At 37.5% G+C, this 16,299-nt stretch carries 16 protein-coding genes and 1 riboswitch; of the genes, 4 read left to right on the forward strand and 12 right to left on the reverse strand.

Annotated features, from left to right (window positions below; translation table 11 throughout):
- Positions 1 to 13 precede the first annotated feature (13 nt).
- Positions 14 to 187 carry a 30S ribosomal protein S21 gene (gene rpsU / locus MKX57_RS15985; RefSeq protein WP_004227078.1) on the reverse strand — a complete coding sequence of 58 codons (174 nt, stop codon included), beginning with the start codon at positions 185 to 187 and terminating at the stop codon, positions 14 to 16.
- Between the two features lie 256 nt (positions 188 to 443).
- Positions 444 to 582, forward strand: a riboswitch (cyclic di-AMP (ydaO/yuaA leader).
- A gap of 115 nt (positions 583 to 697) precedes the next feature.
- On the opposite strand from rpsU, the gene MKX57_RS15990 reads away from it, so the two are divergent.
- Positions 698 to 2,035, forward strand: coding sequence for a TrkH family potassium uptake protein (locus MKX57_RS15990; RefSeq protein WP_008179457.1), 1,338 nt, complete (start codon positions 698 to 700; stop codon positions 2,033 to 2,035).
- Between the two features lie 26 nt (positions 2,036 to 2,061).
- Entirely contained in the window at positions 2,062 to 2,718 is a 657-nt protein-coding gene (locus MKX57_RS15995) for a TrkA family potassium uptake protein (RefSeq protein WP_008179458.1), read from the forward strand.
- A gap of 49 nt (positions 2,719 to 2,767) precedes the next feature.
- On the opposite strand, the gene MKX57_RS16000 is transcribed toward MKX57_RS15995, so the two are convergent.
- From MKX57_RS16000 to deoC, 4 genes are all read right to left on the reverse strand, one after another.
- Complete coding sequence (locus tag MKX57_RS16000) at positions 2,768 to 3,337, reverse strand: manganese catalase family protein (RefSeq protein ID WP_031417041.1); 570 nt, start codon at positions 3,335 to 3,337, stop codon at positions 2,768 to 2,770.
- 24 nt (positions 3,338 to 3,361) lie between these two features.
- Positions 3,362 to 3,625: a spore coat protein CotJB gene (locus MKX57_RS16005; protein WP_008179462.1), complete on the reverse strand. Its 264-nt coding sequence runs from the start codon at positions 3,623 to 3,625 to the stop codon at positions 3,362 to 3,364.
- A complete protein-coding gene (locus MKX57_RS16010) occupies positions 3,622 to 3,846 on the reverse strand; it encodes a spore coat associated protein CotJA (RefSeq protein ID WP_008179464.1) in 225 nt (74 codons plus the stop codon). Before MKX57_RS16010 ends, MKX57_RS16005 begins: the two co-directional genes overlap by 4 nt.
- Before the next feature lie 141 nt (positions 3,847 to 3,987).
- A complete protein-coding gene (gene deoC / locus MKX57_RS16015; RefSeq protein ID WP_090002545.1) occupies positions 3,988 to 4,659 on the reverse strand; it encodes a deoxyribose-phosphate aldolase in 672 nt (223 codons plus the stop codon).
- 378 nt (positions 4,660 to 5,037) lie between these two features.
- On the opposite strand from deoC, the gene mtaB reads away from it, so the two are divergent.
- A complete protein-coding gene (gene mtaB / locus MKX57_RS16020; RefSeq protein ID WP_008179468.1) occupies positions 5,038 to 6,387 on the forward strand; it encodes a tRNA (N(6)-L-threonylcarbamoyladenosine(37)-C(2))-methylthiotransferase MtaB in 1,350 nt (449 codons plus the stop codon).
- 80 nt (positions 6,388 to 6,467) lie between these two features.
- Here the strand turns inward: mtaB and MKX57_RS16025 are convergent, their stop codons facing one another.
- The 3 genes from MKX57_RS16025 to MKX57_RS16035 form a co-directional block, all read right to left on the reverse strand.
- Positions 6,468 to 7,235, reverse strand: a complete 768-nt coding sequence (locus MKX57_RS16025; protein ID WP_008179469.1) for a CsxC family protein — start codon at positions 7,233 to 7,235, stop codon at positions 6,468 to 6,470.
- A gap of 126 nt (positions 7,236 to 7,361) precedes the next feature.
- Entirely contained in the window at positions 7,362 to 8,747 is a 1,386-nt protein-coding gene (locus tag MKX57_RS16030) for a BC_2427 family protein (protein WP_342550410.1), read from the reverse strand.
- A 260-nt stretch (positions 8,748 to 9,007) separates the two neighbouring features.
- Positions 9,008 to 9,808 carry a CsxC family protein gene (locus MKX57_RS16035; protein ID WP_008179473.1) on the reverse strand — a complete coding sequence of 267 codons (801 nt, stop codon included), beginning with the start codon at positions 9,806 to 9,808 and terminating at the stop codon, positions 9,008 to 9,010.
- 460 nt (positions 9,809 to 10,268) lie between these two features.
- Here MKX57_RS16035 and MKX57_RS16040 point away from each other — a divergent pair, with 460 nt between their 5' ends.
- Positions 10,269 to 11,618: an IS1182-like element ISBsp5 family transposase gene (locus MKX57_RS16040; protein WP_008174389.1), complete on the forward strand. Its 1,350-nt coding sequence runs from the start codon at positions 10,269 to 10,271 to the stop codon at positions 11,616 to 11,618.
- 134 nt (positions 11,619 to 11,752) lie between these two features.
- Here MKX57_RS16040 and MKX57_RS16045 read toward each other — a convergent pair.
- The 4 genes from MKX57_RS16045 to dnaJ form a co-directional block, all read right to left on the reverse strand.
- Positions 11,753 to 13,110 (reverse strand): IS3 family transposase gene (locus tag MKX57_RS16045; RefSeq protein ID WP_085961709.1). Its coding sequence is split into 2 segments (ribosomal slippage): positions 11,753 to 12,657 and positions 12,657 to 13,110, totalling 1,359 coding nucleotides; the frame shifts between segments, so codons are not numbered across the junction.
- A 133-nt stretch (positions 13,111 to 13,243) separates the two neighbouring features.
- Positions 13,244 to 13,981, reverse strand: coding sequence for a 16S rRNA (uracil(1498)-N(3))-methyltransferase (locus MKX57_RS16050; RefSeq protein WP_089986167.1), 738 nt, complete (start codon positions 13,979 to 13,981; stop codon positions 13,244 to 13,246).
- Positions 13,982 to 14,064: 83 nt separating this feature from the next.
- On the reverse strand, positions 14,065 to 15,006 hold the full coding sequence (gene prmA / locus MKX57_RS16055; protein ID WP_008179480.1) for a 50S ribosomal protein L11 methyltransferase: 942 nt from the start codon (positions 15,004 to 15,006) through the stop codon (positions 14,065 to 14,067).
- A gap of 21 nt (positions 15,007 to 15,027) precedes the next feature.
- Positions 15,028 to 16,146 (reverse strand): molecular chaperone DnaJ, encoded by a 1,119-nt coding sequence (dnaJ, locus tag MKX57_RS16060; protein ID WP_008179481.1) that lies wholly within the window; start codon positions 16,144 to 16,146, stop codon positions 15,028 to 15,030.
- Positions 16,147 to 16,299 lie beyond the last annotated feature (153 nt).

Consider the following 16,299-nt stretch of genomic DNA (forward strand, 5'->3'; position numbering starts at 1 on the left):
ATGGGAAATTAAATTACCACTTACGTTTACGTGCAGCTTCTGATTTCTTTTTACGTTTAACGCTAGGTTTTTCGTAGAACTCGCGCTTTCTAACTTCTTGAATTGTACCACTTTTTGATACAGTACGTTTGAAGCGGCGAAGAGCATCTTCAAGCGATTCGTTTTTGCGAACGACAGTTTTTGACATCTCTCTTTCCCTCCCTCCGAACACACGTCAATACACAATTAGGCAAATAACCTTCTGTTGTGTACTAAAAAATTATATCGTATTGTCTAATAATGGTCAATAGAAAGTGTGCGAAAATATCAAGTGAATTTTTGGTTTTATTTCTAATTGGAATTAGATGATCAAATTTTGCTCACAATAAAAAAAAAAATTGCATTTTTCTATTAATATAGGGGTTTACAGAAAATAGAATATGGGCGTAGAATAATCACATTCAATTTAATAATGGCCAAATCTCAAACATTGAGAACGGAGGACCCAATATATTGGGGTTAATTCTGAAATACAGAAAGGATGAGAAACTCTTTCGCCATCCTACCCGTCAGCTAACTTCGTCGGCTAAAGCGAAGGAGGTCCTATTCGACCACCATTATTAGCATGTTTTCTACTATCCTTTACATGCTTTTTTAGTTGGTCTTTTTTTATGCATTTTTAAAATCAAGTTATTTTACATCTATAGAGGAGAACAAGATGAACACTTTTAGAAACACATTAAATCCTCCCAAAATTCTTGTACTTGGCTTTGCACTTATTATTATCATCGGGACTTTTCTTTTAACGATACCTCTTTCTACAGAAGATGGAAAGGGACTTTCGTTTTTAGATGCATTGTTCACCGCTACATCAGCAACTTGTGTAACGGGATTAATTGTTGTCGATACAGGTGATACATTTTCAGTTTTCGGAGAAGTAGTCATTTTATTCTTAATCCAAATTGGTGGTTTAGGATTCATGACATTTGCAACCTTGTTATTTTTACTACTTGGGAAAAAAATATCTTTAAAAGAAAGACTTTTGCTTAAGGAAGCATTTAATAATATATCCATTGCCGGCCTTGTAAAATTAGTAAAGAGAATACTGCTCTTTACAGCATTGATTGAAATGATTGGTGGTCTTATTTTATCTATTCGTTTTTCTTTTGATATGCCAATAGGAAAAGCTGTTTATTTTGGTTTTTTCCATGCAATTTCTAATTTCAATAACGCAGGCTTTGATTTAATGGGCGGATTTAACGGAATGACAGCTTATGTAGATGACCCATTCGTCGTTTTAACAATTTGCGCTCTCATTACACTTGGAGGCTTGGGATTTATTGTCATGAATGAACTATATGAATATCGATTTACTAAAAGACTATCCGTCCATACGAAAATTGTATTAGCGTTTACAATTTTTTTAACGGTTAGCGCTACAATTTTGATATTTGTGTTTGAATTTGGAAATGATAAAACACTCGGTCCATTAACTGAATGGGGCAAAGTATTAGGTTCTTTTTACCAAGCTGTTACACCAAGAACAGCAGGTTCCAATACACTTGCTATTGGTGACTTAACACATTCCACATTATTTTTAATAATTCTCTTAATGTTTATTGGAGCTGGATCTGGTTCCACTGCAGGTGGAATAAAAATAACAACTTTCGCAGTATTAGTTGCTACAATGTGGTCACAAATCAGGGGGAAAGAAGATGTTGTTTTATTTAAACGTAGAATTGTCACTGAGACTATCTTAAAGGCTTTGACTGTCACAATGTGTGGCGTACTTATCGTTGTTGTTGTGACAATCATTCTTAGCATTACTGAACAACGTCATAGTTTCATGATGTATTTATTTGAAGCAACCTCTGCATTTGGTACTGTCGGTCTTTCGATGGGGTTGACACCTGAGTTATCCCCTACTGGTAGAATTCTCATTATTTTAACGATGTTTGCCGGAAGACTAGGTCCATTAACCATTGCTTTCGCTATTACAAAACGACGAAAAACAGAAGCCTTTCGACATCCTAAAGGTAATATTATGATTGGATAACAAAATTAGAGGAGAGTGCTATAGCTATGGCTATTAAACAATATGCAGTTATTGGCCTAGGAAGGTTCGGCACAAGTGTTGCCCGCAGATTACATGAAGCTGGACAAGAAATTTTAGGAATTGATATTAATGAAGAAAGAGTGGAGGATGCAGAGCCCTATGTTACCCACGCTGTAGTAGCTGATACAACTGAAGAAAAAGCTTTAACCTCTATTGGTATAGGAAATTTTGATTGCGTTATAGTGGCTATAGGTAACGATATGCAGTCAAGTATTTTAACAGTATCTTTATTAAAAGAACTAGGGATAAAAAAAGTTATTGCTAAGGCCCTCGGTAAAAGACATGGTCAAGTTTTAGATAAAGTAGGTGCTGATTGGATTATTTATCCTGAGCGAGATATGGGAGAGCGCGTGGCAAATCAGCTATTGTCTCCGAATATGCTGAATTATATCGAATTGTCTAAGGAATATAGTATAGAAGAAATTATGATCCCTTCAAAAATGGCTGGGCAAAATCTGCGAGATTTAGATTTGCGTGCGAAATATAACGTAAGTGTTATTGCCATTGTTCGAGAAGGAGAAATCATTATTTCCCCCTCCCCTGAGCAAAATATGGAACAGGAAGATATTTTAGTGATGATTGGCCATCGAAAAGATCTCGCTTATTTTTCAAACATACAATAACAACAAAAAGGCTGTTTCAAGACCCCTTGATACAGCCAGCCACTTTTTCTTAGAAGATTTTCTGTTGATCTCTATCATCTTTTAAAATTTCTACCGCCTCTCTAAAACGTTGGGAATGGACAATTTCACGTTCACGTAAAAACTTCAAACTGTCATTTAAATCGGTATCATCAGATAAATCAATAATCCATTGATAGGTGGCACGTGCCTTTTCCTCTGCGGCAATATCTTCATATAAATCTGCTATTGGGTCCCCTTTTGCCTGAATATAAGTTGCTGTAAATGGCACACCAGAGGCATTTTGATAAAATAAAGCTCTGTCATGATTTACATAATGATCTCCTAATCCCGCTTCTTTTAGCATTTCTGGCGTAGCATCCTTTGTCAGCTTGTAAATCATCGTAGCAATCATTTCTAAATGTGAAAATTCCTCAGTCGCTATATCCGTTAATAAACCAACCACTTTGTCAGGAATCGTATAGCGTTGATTCATATAACGAAGTGCTGCTGCTAATTCCCCATCAGCACCCCCATATTGCTCAATTAAAAATTTTGCAAGCATAGGATTACAAGTACTAACCTTTACCGGGTATTGAAGTTTTTTTTCATAATACCACAAGAATAAATTCCTCCTAATTATATGTTATACTTGCCACGGCCATGGGGTATCAACCCAATTAAAAGGATAATCTGAATAACTTCTTCCAAAATTCATTAATGGACCAAATTTTTGTTCAAAGTTGACTTTGAGTTTCATACTTTTTTCAGTGTTTTCATTAAATTGTTGAATGGCTGCATAATCATGTGGATGTGTGTCTAAATAGAGATTTAACTCAACGATGACGAAATCAATTGCCTGAATTTCTTCAAGTAGGGTATAAAATTCAGGCGGCATCTTTTTAGTCATGCTTCATCCCTCCTTTTAGTTGGAAATGGATAGGGACTAAATAATTGTGGCCATAGTGTTCCTGCCATAAGTGCCTCTCTTGGAGTTTGGAATTGGGGAAGTCCAGGTGGCTGAAAACCCATATATAATTGTGGTGGTGTAGCATAATATTTTACTTCGATGGGTTTGCAGGGATCAAAGGGACTAATATAAGGCTTCCAATACTTATATTGTGTAAACATGACATCCTCCTTTCTGTATTCAAAATCGTCAGTGGAGTATATGTGATCGTTGAAGGTATTATTCTATATGAAAAAAAGCCACTAGCTTCTTACTGAGCTAGTAGCTTATATATACTGAAAGAAATAATTAATAATTAATAATTAATAATTAGAATCTGCGATTAATCCGTTCATGATGGCTACGCCAGAGCTTGCACCAATACGAGTTGCTCCTGCTTCCACCATGCTTTTCATATCCTCTAAGCTACGAACACCACCTGAAGCTTTAACACCAAGATCAGGACCTACTGTTTTACGCATTAGGGCAATATCTACTGCAGTTGCGCCACCAGTTGAAAAGCCAGTAGATGTTTTAACATAATCAGCACCAGCTGCCACAGCAAGCTCACATGCTTTTACTTTTTCTTCATCTGTTAATAAACATGATTCAATGATGACTTTTACAAGTGCACTACCTTTAGCTGCTTCCACAACTGCAGCAATGTCAGCTTGTACAAGATCATAATTTTTATCTTTTAATGCACCAATATTAATGACCATATCTACCTCATTTGCACCGTTCGCAATTGCATCTTTTACTTCAAAAGCTTTCACAGCTGGAGTATTGGCTCCAAGAGGGAATCCAATAACCGTACAAACCAACACGTCTGAACCTTGTAATAATTCGCTACTTTGTTTTACCCAAGTAGGATTTACACATACAGAGGCAAAATTAAATTGCTTCGCTTCTGCACATAGTTTTTCAATTTGTTCCTTTGTTGCCTCAGCCTTTAATAATGTATGATCGATCATACGCGCAAAATTTTGTTCCATTTTTTAACGCTCCTTCTTTAATCAAGATGTACGTACCTCTTCGAATCATACCATTTTTTCACGTTGCCGTCTAATTTCTTTCTATTTAAATGATTACTGGTGTTGTTCTTGTGAAATTAGCTTTTGTTCATAGATACATGAAGTTCTATTCAAGCAATGGTATCCTTGAACTGCTTTCATTTCCGTATAGTTTACCCACTAGTAAAACAATTAGTCCCCTAAAAAAGAGGACAAAAACATTCACAAAAAAATCTTTAAAGTATTGATTTTAAAAGGATTATGTTATCATAAATCACGTATCTAAAATAAGTACACTACAAAATAATTTAAATGTGAAGAAACACAAGGTAATGTGAAGTTGAAAGGATGATATAAATTATGAGTAACGAGCGATCAAAAATCGTGAGTTTCCATACTCTAGGTTGTAAAGTAAACCACTACGAAACAGAAGCCATTTGGCAACTATTTAAAGATGAAGGCTATGATCGCACTGAATTTGATCAACAAGCGGACGTTTATGTCATTAATACATGTACAGTTACTAATACTGGAGATAAGAAATCACGTCAGGTGATTCGTCGAGCAATTCGTCAAAATCCAGATGCAGTAATATGTGTAACAGGTTGCTACGCACAAACCTCGCCAGCAGAAATTATGGCGATTCCTGGGGTCGATATTGTTGTTGGTACGCAGGACCGCACAAAATTACTTGGTTATATTGACCAATATCGTGCTGAGCGTCAGCCAATTAATGCTGTACGTAACATTATGAAAAATCGCGTGTATGAGGAATTAGATGTACCAGCATTTACAGACCGCACACGTGCTTCCTTAAAAATACAGGAGGGCTGTAATAACTTCTGTACGTTTTGTATTATTCCGTGGGCACGCGGCTTAATGCGTTCTCGTGATCCACAAGAAGTATTACATCAAGCACAGCAATTAGTAGATGCAGGCTATCTTGAAATAGTTTTGACAGGTATTCACACGGGTGGTTATGGTCAAGATTTAAAGGATTATAACCTTGCCCAATTATTACGTGATTTAGAAGCCAATGTAAAAGGATTAAAGCGTCTCCGTATTTCGTCTATTGAGGCTAGCCAATTGACTGATGAAGTAATTGACGTATTACGTGAATCTAAAATTGTCGTGAATCACTTACACATTCCAATTCAATCTGGATCAGATACGGTGTTAAAACGTATGCGTCGTAAATATACAATGGAATTTTTCGGCGAACGTTTAACGAAATTACATGAAGCCTTACCTGATTTAGCTGTTACATCTGATGTAATTGTCGGTTTCCCTGGTGAGACAGAAGAAGAATTTATGGACACATACAACTTTATTCGCGATCATAAATTCTCTGAACTACATGTTTTCCCGTTCTCTCCACGTACAGGAACTCCTGCTGCACGTATGGAAGATCAAATTGATGAAGACATAAAAAATGAGCGTGTACACCGACTCATCTCCTTAAATGATCAACTTGCTAAAGAGTATGCTTCTCGCTTTGAAGATCAAGTGCTAGAAGTTATTCCTGAAGAATTTGTACATGATGGCAGTGAAGAGGAAGGCCTTTTAACGGGTTATACAGATAATTACTTAAAAGTAGTGTTTGAGGGTCCTGAAAGTCTCATCGGACAGCTTGTAAAGGTGAAAATTACACAAGCAGGCTACCCACATTCACAAGGACAATTTGTACGTGTTTTAGAGACAGTTAAATAATAAATAATAAATGGGTTGCCTGGTAATAAAGGCAACCCATTTTATTGGTTCATTTGAATTTTTAAGGTAACTAGCAATTATTAAGGGCTAGTAGGAGGCGTGAGCCCAAAAAGAACTGGTGTTATGACACTACTTCCAACGCCTAATCTGATTTGTTGAACTTGCAATACTTTCACAGTTAATTCTAATACGATTTTTTCACGTAAAGTACTGAACGTACCTTCTGGCGCTGCCATAATCGGTGAAAAATCAAGTTCAAAGAAGTTCGCTGCTACTAATTCACCAAATGGTTGTTCATTGTATTTCACAAGATTTTGGAAGAAAGCCTTATCAAGACGAGCATCCATTTGAGTCGCTTCATTAAGGAAGTTCGCTTCCGCAAACTCGGAAATTCCTAAGATAGGTGTTGAACCTCCAATTGTTTGTGGGAAAGTAAGATCTGTAAACCCAGAAAATGGAACATCAGCAATTCTATCACGAAGTGCCCCACTACATGCTGATGAAGCATATTCGATATTTTTGCGAATATGTCCTGCTACAAATAATTTAGCTCTAGTTACTCTAAAGAAGTCAGTACCATCAATACGTGCAAAGCTAACTGGTACTAGTTTTACTTGATTTAAGAATACGTTTTTTTTCACTCGTTTGATTTCAGTTGCTGCTGGAGTAAGTGTAATATCTGACTCTACAACGATTTGCAATGTTGGTTCTGCCAGTACAACGGGAACTTTTATAGTTGGTGCCGTAACCGGTGTAGTGATTACTGGTGTAAATTCATTCGTTAATGGTATTTGTTCTGTTGATGCTACAGGACAAGGTAAATTTGGATTTTCAAATTGTTCACTCAAAAAAATTTCCTCTTTTCATTTTTAGTTTTAGAGAGCTCTCCTATCGCTAGAATATGTAGTAATCCAAACTATATATAGACGTATATATTAGAAAAGGAACTTTTATGCTGAGTGAAAAAACTTCTATTATTGCCCAAGGCGTGGACTGTCATATAGAACTCGGATTTTTTGTACTTGTAACATATGGATAATTAATTCTAATACTATATTCTGACATAATCGATTGGCATGAGTTATTGACTCATTTTGTGTATCCAATGATGTATATTCAATATTCTGCTGTATATAGCCTTCTATCAATAACTTTCCCTTTATTGCTGTACATGTTCCATTCCCTAATGATTGGGATAAACGAATAGGTATAAATCTACAGTTGGTAATCATTACCTTATTCGAGATTTCTTTCATCCCTACAATCCCTTTTTCAAATGCCATAATCTCTTCAAGACATAGTTCAATTTTATATTCCCCAACTACAACAGGTGCTCGAATATGTATTAAATTAGGTGCGTAAGTGCTGGCTTCCCCTTTTTCGATTGATGGTGAGTAATGTACGGGAGTGACCACTGATTGAAAAAGATGAGGCTTCATTTTATTTTTATCATCCGTATCAGTTTTCATGATTGAAATCAATTGATTAATGTCTGAGCGAACTAAACGACATTCAGGATGGTCAGGATAATCTGCTGTCGTATGGAAAAGCTTTGTTTCAAATTGTTGAGTTAGATGATCGTTTTTATCCAGAAATTCGAATGTAGTATTTTGAACATGTTCACCATAAATAGGAGCATGAAGAAAATTATTAATCTCTACATACGTAGAAAACGGGCATTTTTTAGTGATAGAGTATATCTCTCCATACAACGATTTTGGAATGGGATTGTTTTTCTCCGTATCCGCAGTATCCTCAAAGTGCCTTTTATTTTCTACTGTAGATTCAGCATCTGAGTGAGTTGCTAAATCATGTTCTTCCACACGGGATTCATCATAATCAGATGGGAATTCTTCAACGTCCTCCCTATTCGTTTCTGTAGGTACGAGTACATGTTTTGTTAAAATCGATTCCTCTATAGCACCAGTTTCAATATTTGGCGAAGGTGCGATTTCTCCCTCCATATTCGTCTCTGCTGAAATAGGTAGGTCTTCATTGGCATCCGATCGCTCTGTTAAAGCTATTTTCTCTTCAAGGTTATGAACACTATGTAGGAAATATTCGATTTCTCCTTCAGCTAATACTAAGTCTTGATCGGACGCTACATGGTCCTCCAAAGGATTCTTATCGTTACCTAGTGGAGGTTCAAAGGTTGTTTCTGTTGGACTAGGTATGTCCTGATGGATAGCTATAGAATCCGTTGTAGGTGATTCATCTTCTATTTCACTAAGTCGAGGATTGCTTTCCTCTCCATCTCCTGGAGATTCGTTATCTTTTGTCTGATACGCCCAATCCAAATATTTATTTTGCTTAGAGGATACTTCTCTCATCTCTCTAAAGTTAATCCATGGAGTATTCATTCGTTCACTCCCAAACAATATTAGGTACATTTATATCCATTCGTTTTTAATGGTAAGATTGCCATACTAATTACAATTTATAGTATGCTTGATTTCTCTATTTGTCACAGAAGTCTCTGCTTGAGACGTTTTGCATGGTCCATACGTTTTTGGATGTAAAAAGGCAGTTAATAGTCCGAATAAAACCCGAACTGTCAACTGCCCACTAAAATGATGAATTTTGATCAGTGCCTTGTTATGACTTTACTCAATATTTGAGATTAACAAAATTCAGAGGGAGGAGTAGGATTACCTGGTGGTGAAACTGGTGGTGTAAGTCCTGGAAGAACAGGAGTTACTACGCTACTTCCAGCTCCCAAACGAATTTGTTGAACTTGCAGTACTTTTACAGTTAATTCTAATACGATTTTTTCACGTAATGTGCTAAATGTACATTCTGGGGCTGCCATTATTGGTGAAAAATCAAGTTCAAAGAAGTTCGCTGCTACTAATTCACCAAATGGTTGTTCATTGTATTTCACAAGATTTTGGAAGAAAGCCTTATCAAGACGAGCATCCATTTGAGTCGCTTCATTAAGGAAGTTCGCTTCCGCAAACTCGGAAATTCCTAAGATTGGTGTAGAGCCCCCAATTGTTTGTGGGAAAGTAAGATCTGTAAACCCAGAAAATGGAACGTCAGCAATTCTGTCACGAAGTGCCCCACTACATGCTGATGAAGCATATTCGATATTTTTACGAATATGGCCTGCTACAAATAATTTAGCTCTTGTTACTCTGAAATAGTCTGTGCCAGCAATTCGTGCAAAGTTAACTGGTACCAGTTTCACTTGATTGAGAAAGACATGTTTTTTCACTCGTTTGATCTCAGTTGCTGCCGGAGTTAGTGTAATATCTGACTCTACAACGATTTGTAAAGTTGGCTCTGCCAATACTACTGGAATTTTAATAGTTGGCGCTGTTACGGGTGTAGCTATTAGTTGCGTAAAATCATTCGTTAATGGGATTTGTTCAGTTGATGTTACTGGACAAGGTTGAATCTGACTATCAAATTGTTCACTCAAAAAAATTACCTCTTTTCAATTTATAGTTTTAGTGAGCTCTCCTATCGCTAGAATATGTAGCAATAAAAACTATGTATGGACATTGAACTTGTTCTCTTCCATATTTTATTTGGAACTTTTGAGCCTGAATTATAAATCTGACTGACTCCTTTTCAAAAAGGAACTCAAAAAAACCACCTAAATTAGGTGGCTTCAGACTGTAGACAAACTCGATGAATTTTGAGTTTGCCTACAGTCTTTTTTCTTTTACAATGAAATAAAGTAAAGCCGTTGATTTCCACTACGGGCGGACGCTTTCCGCGGGCGGGGTCGAGCTGCTTCCCTCGCTTCGCTCAGTCCAGGATCTCGACTTTCCCGCTTTTCCCGCAGGAGTCGCCGCCCTTCGTTCCAATCAACTTCTACATAAAGAACTCCTTATTAATCTATTAATAAAAAGTAAACTATTTTGAGGTGATCAACCATGATGACGAAAAATCAAACCAATGAACGTGAACAATTAGAAATGTTAACGATTGATCAATTAGTTCCCAACGATCATTTAGTGCGAAAACTAGAGGCTGCTATTGATTTTTCATTTATCTATCCTTTAGTAGAACATCTCTATTCACCTAATGGGCGTCCTAGTATTGATCCTGTTGTTCTCTTTAAAATGACGTTTATTCAGTACGTTTTTGGTATTCGGTCCATGCGTCAAACCATCAAAGAAATTGAAACGAATATGGCGTATCGTTGGTTTTTAGGATTTGGCTTCCATACAGAAGTCCCGCATTTCTCTACCTTCGGTAAAAATTATGTCCGTCGCTTTCAAGACACCGATATATTTGAACAGATATTCTATCGTATTTTAAAAGAGATTATGCATCAAGGACTCCTCCATGCAGACCATTTATTTATCGATTCCACGCATGTGAAAGCGAGTGCGAATAAACGGAAGTATGATAAAAAGGTTGTGCGAAAAGAAACACGGGCTTATGAAGAAAAACTTCAATTAGAGTTAAATATAGATCGTGAAGAACACGGAAAAAAGCCCTTTCCCCCGGAGAAGTTTGAAAAGGAAGAATGGAAAGAAATAAAGGAAAGTACGACAGATCCTGAAAGTGGCTATTACGTGAAGGATGAACGTACAAAACAGTTTGCATATTCCTTTCATGCTGCGACAGATGAAAAGGGCTTTGTCTTAGGTGCCATTGTGACTCCGGGAAATGTACACGATAGCCATGTATTGCAGCCACTTGTTGAAAGGGTCATTCAAAACGTTCAAAAACCATTAGCTGTTGCGGCAGATGCAGCCTATAAAACACCAGCGATTACGAACTTTTTGTTAGAGAATCAAATGTTGCCTGTTCTTCCGTATACACGTCCTAAAACGAAAGATGGATTCTTCCGAAAGCACGAGTATACATATGACGAGCACTATAATTGTTATCTTTGCCCACAAGGGCAGATATTGAAGTATGCGACAACGACGAAGGAAGGATATCGCCAATATAAATCGAATCCTTTGATTTGTGCGAAGTGTCCAAGCCTTTCCCAATGTACAGAAAGTAAGCATCATCAAAAACTCATTCAACGTCATATTTGGGAGTCGTATGTGGAGGAAGCTGAACATTTACGCCATTCCTATGACATCAAACAGATTTATGCAAAGCGCAAAGAAACGATTGAGCGTGTCTTTGCAGATGCAAAAGAAAAGCATGGTATGCGATGGACAACCTTAAGAGGTCTAAAAAAATTGTCCATGCAGGCGATGCTTACTTTTGCTGCCATGAATTTGAAGAAATTGGCTACTTGGACGTGGCAAGTAGCTTAAGAGAGCAACTATACTCGAAGAGTATGTTGAATTTGGTAGTATATTACCAAATGTTAAAGATAAAATAGGAAGAAAAATGACAAAAGCCATCGAGAGTGAACTTGATCTGACCCAAAAAAGTTAGACATATTTAGTTAAGCAACTGCTAAGACCTGAGTTCGGTACTCCACCGGGCTTAGGTCTTTTAATTTTTCTTTCATTCGTTTGTGATTGTAGTAGTGAATATAGTCATTGAGCTCCTGTTCAAAATGTGCCATAGATTCAAATTCTTGTAGATACAGGAGTTCAGATTTTAATAAGCCAAAGAAATTTTCGATGACTGCGTTGTCCAAACAATTACCCTTACGGGACATACTCTGCGTAATACCATGTTGCTTTAATGTTTGTTGATACTTTTTCATTTGATAATGCCAACCTTGATCTGAATGAAGAATAACTTGATCACTTGATTCAAGGCGCTCCAATGCTTGTTCTAACATATTATGGACTAGTTTATACACTGGACGCTTCATAACCGAGTATGCAATGATTTCGCCATTACATAGATCAAGGACGGGTGATAAATAGCGTTTCTCACCAAATAGATGGAACTCTGTCACGTCTGTTACCCATTTCTCGTTCATTTTTTCCGCTGTAAAATCGCGTTGTAATATGTTTGGGGCAATTTTTCCGACGTTACCTTTATACGAACGATATTTCTTCATGCGGACTTCACACTTTATGCCAATGGCATTCATCAAGCAGTTAATCGTTTTCGGATCATGATGAATACCAAATTTTTTTAGTTCTTTGGTGATCCGACGATAACCATAACGTCCCTTATGTTCATGATAAATGGACTGAATTGCGACTTTCACATCAGCGTATTTATCATGACGATTCAAACGCTTTTCCCAGTAATAATACGTACTACGTGGAATATCAGCGACTTTGATTAATTCCACTACTTCATAGATTTCCTTTAGTTCATAAATTACTTGCGCTTTGATTTGATTGGTAATTTTTCTTGCATTTGAACTAAAGTATTCAACTTTTTTAAGTACGCATTCTCCATTTCTAATTGTTTGATTCGTGCTTCTAACGCCTCAACAGATCCTTCAGCTGGTGTTGATTTCGTTGTTCTTTTTGTCTCTTTTTTCATAGATAGATGCCCCTTTTTCTTAGAAACAAGAGCATCATAACCACCAACTTCAAACTTCAACTTCCAATTCCGAATCATGCCAGGAGATGAAATATTGAATAGTGCAGCTGTGTCTCTCGAAGATGTACCTGTCTCGTTCATATAATTAAGTACATTCATTTTATAGTCAGCTGAATAGTTTGTATAGGACTTTAAGAAAGTCTCTACGCCATTTTTTTGATAACGGCGAACCCATTCACTGACAATCTGAGCTGTAACACCGATATCATTCGCAATTTCGATCAAAGTTTCATTTCCATTTAAATATCGTTGAACTGCTTGAATACGTTGTTCAACACTTACTTTTGTCATAAAAAAACCCCCGTAAAAGTTAGATTAATGTCTAACTTTTACGGGGCAGTTCAACTTCTCGATGGGCTTTTGTCTACAGTCTGAAACCACCTAAATTAGGTGGCTTTCCTATTACTCATCATTAACATGGCATTTATTCAAATTCATATGAGATGGCAGACAACGCATACAGTGGTGCTGTTTCTGCACGTAAAATTCTTGGTCCCAACGACATGGTTTGAGCACCTGCTTGTAACAAGGCCTCTGACTCTTTACGGGAAATGCCACCCTCTGGACCAAAAATAATAAGCATTGATGTTAATTTTTGATCTTGCACAAGTCTAAGCTTGTCCGCAAATCGTGTGCGTTTCTCAGCTTTTGCATCCTCTTCGTCTGCGATAAAAACAGCATCAAATTGGTCTATTTCATGTAACAATTGTTTAAATGTAACAGGTTCATACACTGCTGGAATATGTGTACGATGGGCTTGTTCCGCCGCCTCTTTTGCAATTTTTTGCAATCTTTCTTGCTTTTTAGCCCCTTTCTTCTTGTCCCATTTCACAATCGAGCGTTCCGCTTCAAATGGCTGTAAGGCAAACATGCCAAGCTCTGTCGCTTTTTGTGTAATCAGCTCTAGCTTATCGCCCTTTGGTAAGCCACAAGCTACTGTTATTTGAATAGGTAGCTCTGATGAAGGGATAGTTTCACCAGTAGCGTCAACCACTACCTCATCACCTTCAAATCCTGTAATCGTACAAATATGAGCAATATTTTGTGCAACAACAACGATCTGATCGCCTTGTTTCATGCGCATCACTCGCTCAATATGCCGTGCATCTTCTCCACTTATCCGTGCATTCTCTATGGCTGTTTCAATAAAATATCGTTGCATATGCTTCACAATCCTTTCTAGCAAGAAATGAAAGCGCCAAATCGCCAGCACATGGCTTACGATTTGGCGCTTCCTCCATCAAGTTATAGTGGTCGACGGGCAATAATCGCTACCCAATCTTCCATTAATAATACTTCTTCAATTATAAAGCCTGAAGCTTCCAGAGCTACTTTAACATCATCGCGTTTGGCACCGATAATGCCTGAAGTGACATATAATCCACCTGGTTTCACAATTGTAAATGCATCGTCAGTGAAGGACATAATGATTTCTGCCAAAATATTTGCGACAACCACATCTGCGGGTTCTTTAACCGTATCTAATAGGTTACCGTGGAAAACAGCTACTTTGTCCTCTACTTTATTTAAGGCAACATTTTCTTGTGCAGAGCGAACTGCGACCTCATCTAGATCAAGAGCATGCACATTTTTAGCCCCAAGTAGTGCCGCTCCGATAGACAATACGCCTGACCCTGTTCCAATATCAACAACCGTATCGCCTTCTTTGATGACCTTTTCAAGACCTTGTAGACACATCACTGTAGTTGGATGTGTTCCAGTACCAAATGCCATACCTGGATCTAATTCAATAATTAATTCATCTGTTGAGACAGGCGTATATTGCTCCCATGTTGGGACAATGGTAAAGCGTTCAGAAATTTTGACAGGATGGTAGTATTGCTTCCATGCAGTTGCCCAATCCTCCTCATTAACCTCAACAATGGATACTACATTTTCACCAATATCAATGTTAAAATTCGTTAGATTTGTAATGGCTGCTTTAATTTCCTCGACTGTTTCATTTAAAAAACTAGACTCCGATAAATAAGCTTTTACAATGACGCCATCCTTCGGGAAATCCTCTTCATTTAGCGCATAAATTTCACCAAATTGATCTTCACGTGGCTTCGCAAACTCTGCAGAATCTTCAATAACAACACCACTTGCTCCTGCTTCATGCAAAATATTCGAAATTGCTTCTACCGCTTCATTTTTTGTATGAATGGATAATTCTGACCACTTCACGTAGCTCTTCAGCTCCTCTAATTATTCACCTTGGAATTTTTTCTTAATTTTATCGAATAGTGAACTTCCTTGCTCTTCAGGGATATCGCCACTAATTTCTGCAAATTCTCGTAATAATTGCTTTTGTTTTTCCGTTAATTTCTCTGGCGTCATCACCTTCACGGTTACATACTGGTTCCCCGTACCATAGCCATGAACATTTTTTACACCTTTATCTTTTAAACGGAATTGAGCACCTGACTGTGTTCCAGCTGGAATGCGTAGTTTTACTTTACCGTGAACAGTTGGTACTTCAATTTCATCACCAAGTGCTGCCTGTGGGAATGTCAATTTCAACTCGAAATAAATATCATCCCCATCACGTTCGAAATCATTATGACCTTGAACACGGAACATAATATATAAATCCCCTGCTGGTCCACCGTTTATACCTGGCTCACCTTGACCAGATACACGAATTTGTTGACCATCATCGACACCAGCTGGAATGGACACTTTAATTTTCTTACGTTTTTGAACTTTTCCTTCTCCACGACAAGTTGAACATTTTTCTTTAATGATCTTCCCTGTCCCATGACAAGTTGTACACGAACGACGGTTCATCATACGACCAAATGGTGTATCCACTGCTTGGTTGATTTGACCAGCACCATTACATGTCGAACATGTTTCAGGTTGTGTACCAGGCTTTGCTCCTGAGCCATGACAAGTTTCACACGTTTCATCTTTAGGAATTTCAATTTCTGTTTCTTTCCCAAAAATAGCTTCTTCAAATTTAATATTCATGCGATATTGCAGGTCGTCACCTTTGCGTGGAGCATTTGGGTCCTGACGACGTCCACCACCGCCAAAGAATGAACTGAAAATATCCTCGAAGCCGCCAAAGCCGCCGCCTCCAAAGCCACCACCAAATCCAGCATTTGGATCCTCATGACCAAATTGGTCGTAGCGTGCTTTTTTCTGATCATCACTTAATACTTCATATGCTTCAGCGATTTCTTTGAATTTTTCATCTGCACCCGGCTCTTTATTAAGGTCAGGGTGATATTGCTTTGATAGTTTACGGTATGCTTTTTTGATTTCATCTTTTGTTGCCGATTTTGTTAGGCCAAGCACCTCGTAATAATCGCGTTTCTCCATGATTCACACTCCGCTCTGTTTGCATAAAATCTATTGTAACATGCAGTCGATAAAACTGCCTTATTTTTTGAGTATTCGTCTGTATAAATTTGAGGTCTTTACTTCCTACCGGTGTTAACGTATGCAAGTATTTCTTAATTGGTACCTTTACTA

The sequence above is a fragment of the Lysinibacillus sp. FSL M8-0216 genome (assembly GCF_038595555.1).
Taxonomy (GTDB): domain Bacteria; phylum Bacillota; class Bacilli; order Bacillales_A; family Planococcaceae; genus Lysinibacillus; species Lysinibacillus fusiformis.

Bases quoted from the DNA above. Each gene is read 5' to 3' on its own strand.
- rpsU (WP_004227078.1), bottom strand. From the start codon at position 187: ATGTCAAAAACTGTCGTTCGCAAAAACGAATCGCTTGAAGATGCTCTT.
- MKX57_RS15990 (WP_008179457.1), top strand. From the start codon at position 698: ATGAACACTTTTAGAAACACATTAAATCCTCCCAAAATTCTTGTACTT.
- MKX57_RS15995 (WP_008179458.1), top strand. From the start codon at position 2,062: ATGGCTATTAAACAATATGCAGTTATTGGCCTAGGAAGGTTCGGCACA.
- MKX57_RS16005 (WP_008179462.1), bottom strand. From the start codon at position 3,625: ATGACTAAAAAGATGCCGCCTGAATTTTATACCCTACTTGAAGAAATT.
- MKX57_RS16010 (WP_008179464.1), bottom strand. From the start codon at position 3,846: ATGTTTACACAATATAAGTATTGGAAGCCTTATATTAGTCCCTTTGAT.
- deoC (WP_090002545.1), bottom strand. From the start codon at position 4,659: ATGGAACAAAATTTTGCGCGTATGATCGATCATACATTATTAAAGGCT.
- mtaB (WP_008179468.1), top strand. From the start codon at position 5,038: ATGAGTAACGAGCGATCAAAAATCGTGAGTTTCCATACTCTAGGTTGT.
- MKX57_RS16030 (WP_342550410.1), bottom strand. From the start codon at position 8,747: ATGAATACTCCATGGATTAACTTTAGAGAGATGAGAGAAGTATCCTCT.
- MKX57_RS16040 (WP_008174389.1), top strand. From the start codon at position 10,269: ATGATGACGAAAAATCAAACCAATGAACGTGAACAATTAGAAATGTTA.
- MKX57_RS16050 (WP_089986167.1), bottom strand. From the start codon at position 13,981: ATGCAACGATATTTTATTGAAACAGCCATAGAGAATGCACGGATAAGT.
- dnaJ (WP_008179481.1), bottom strand. From the start codon at position 16,146: ATGGAGAAACGCGATTATTACGAGGTGCTTGGCCTAACAAAATCGGCA.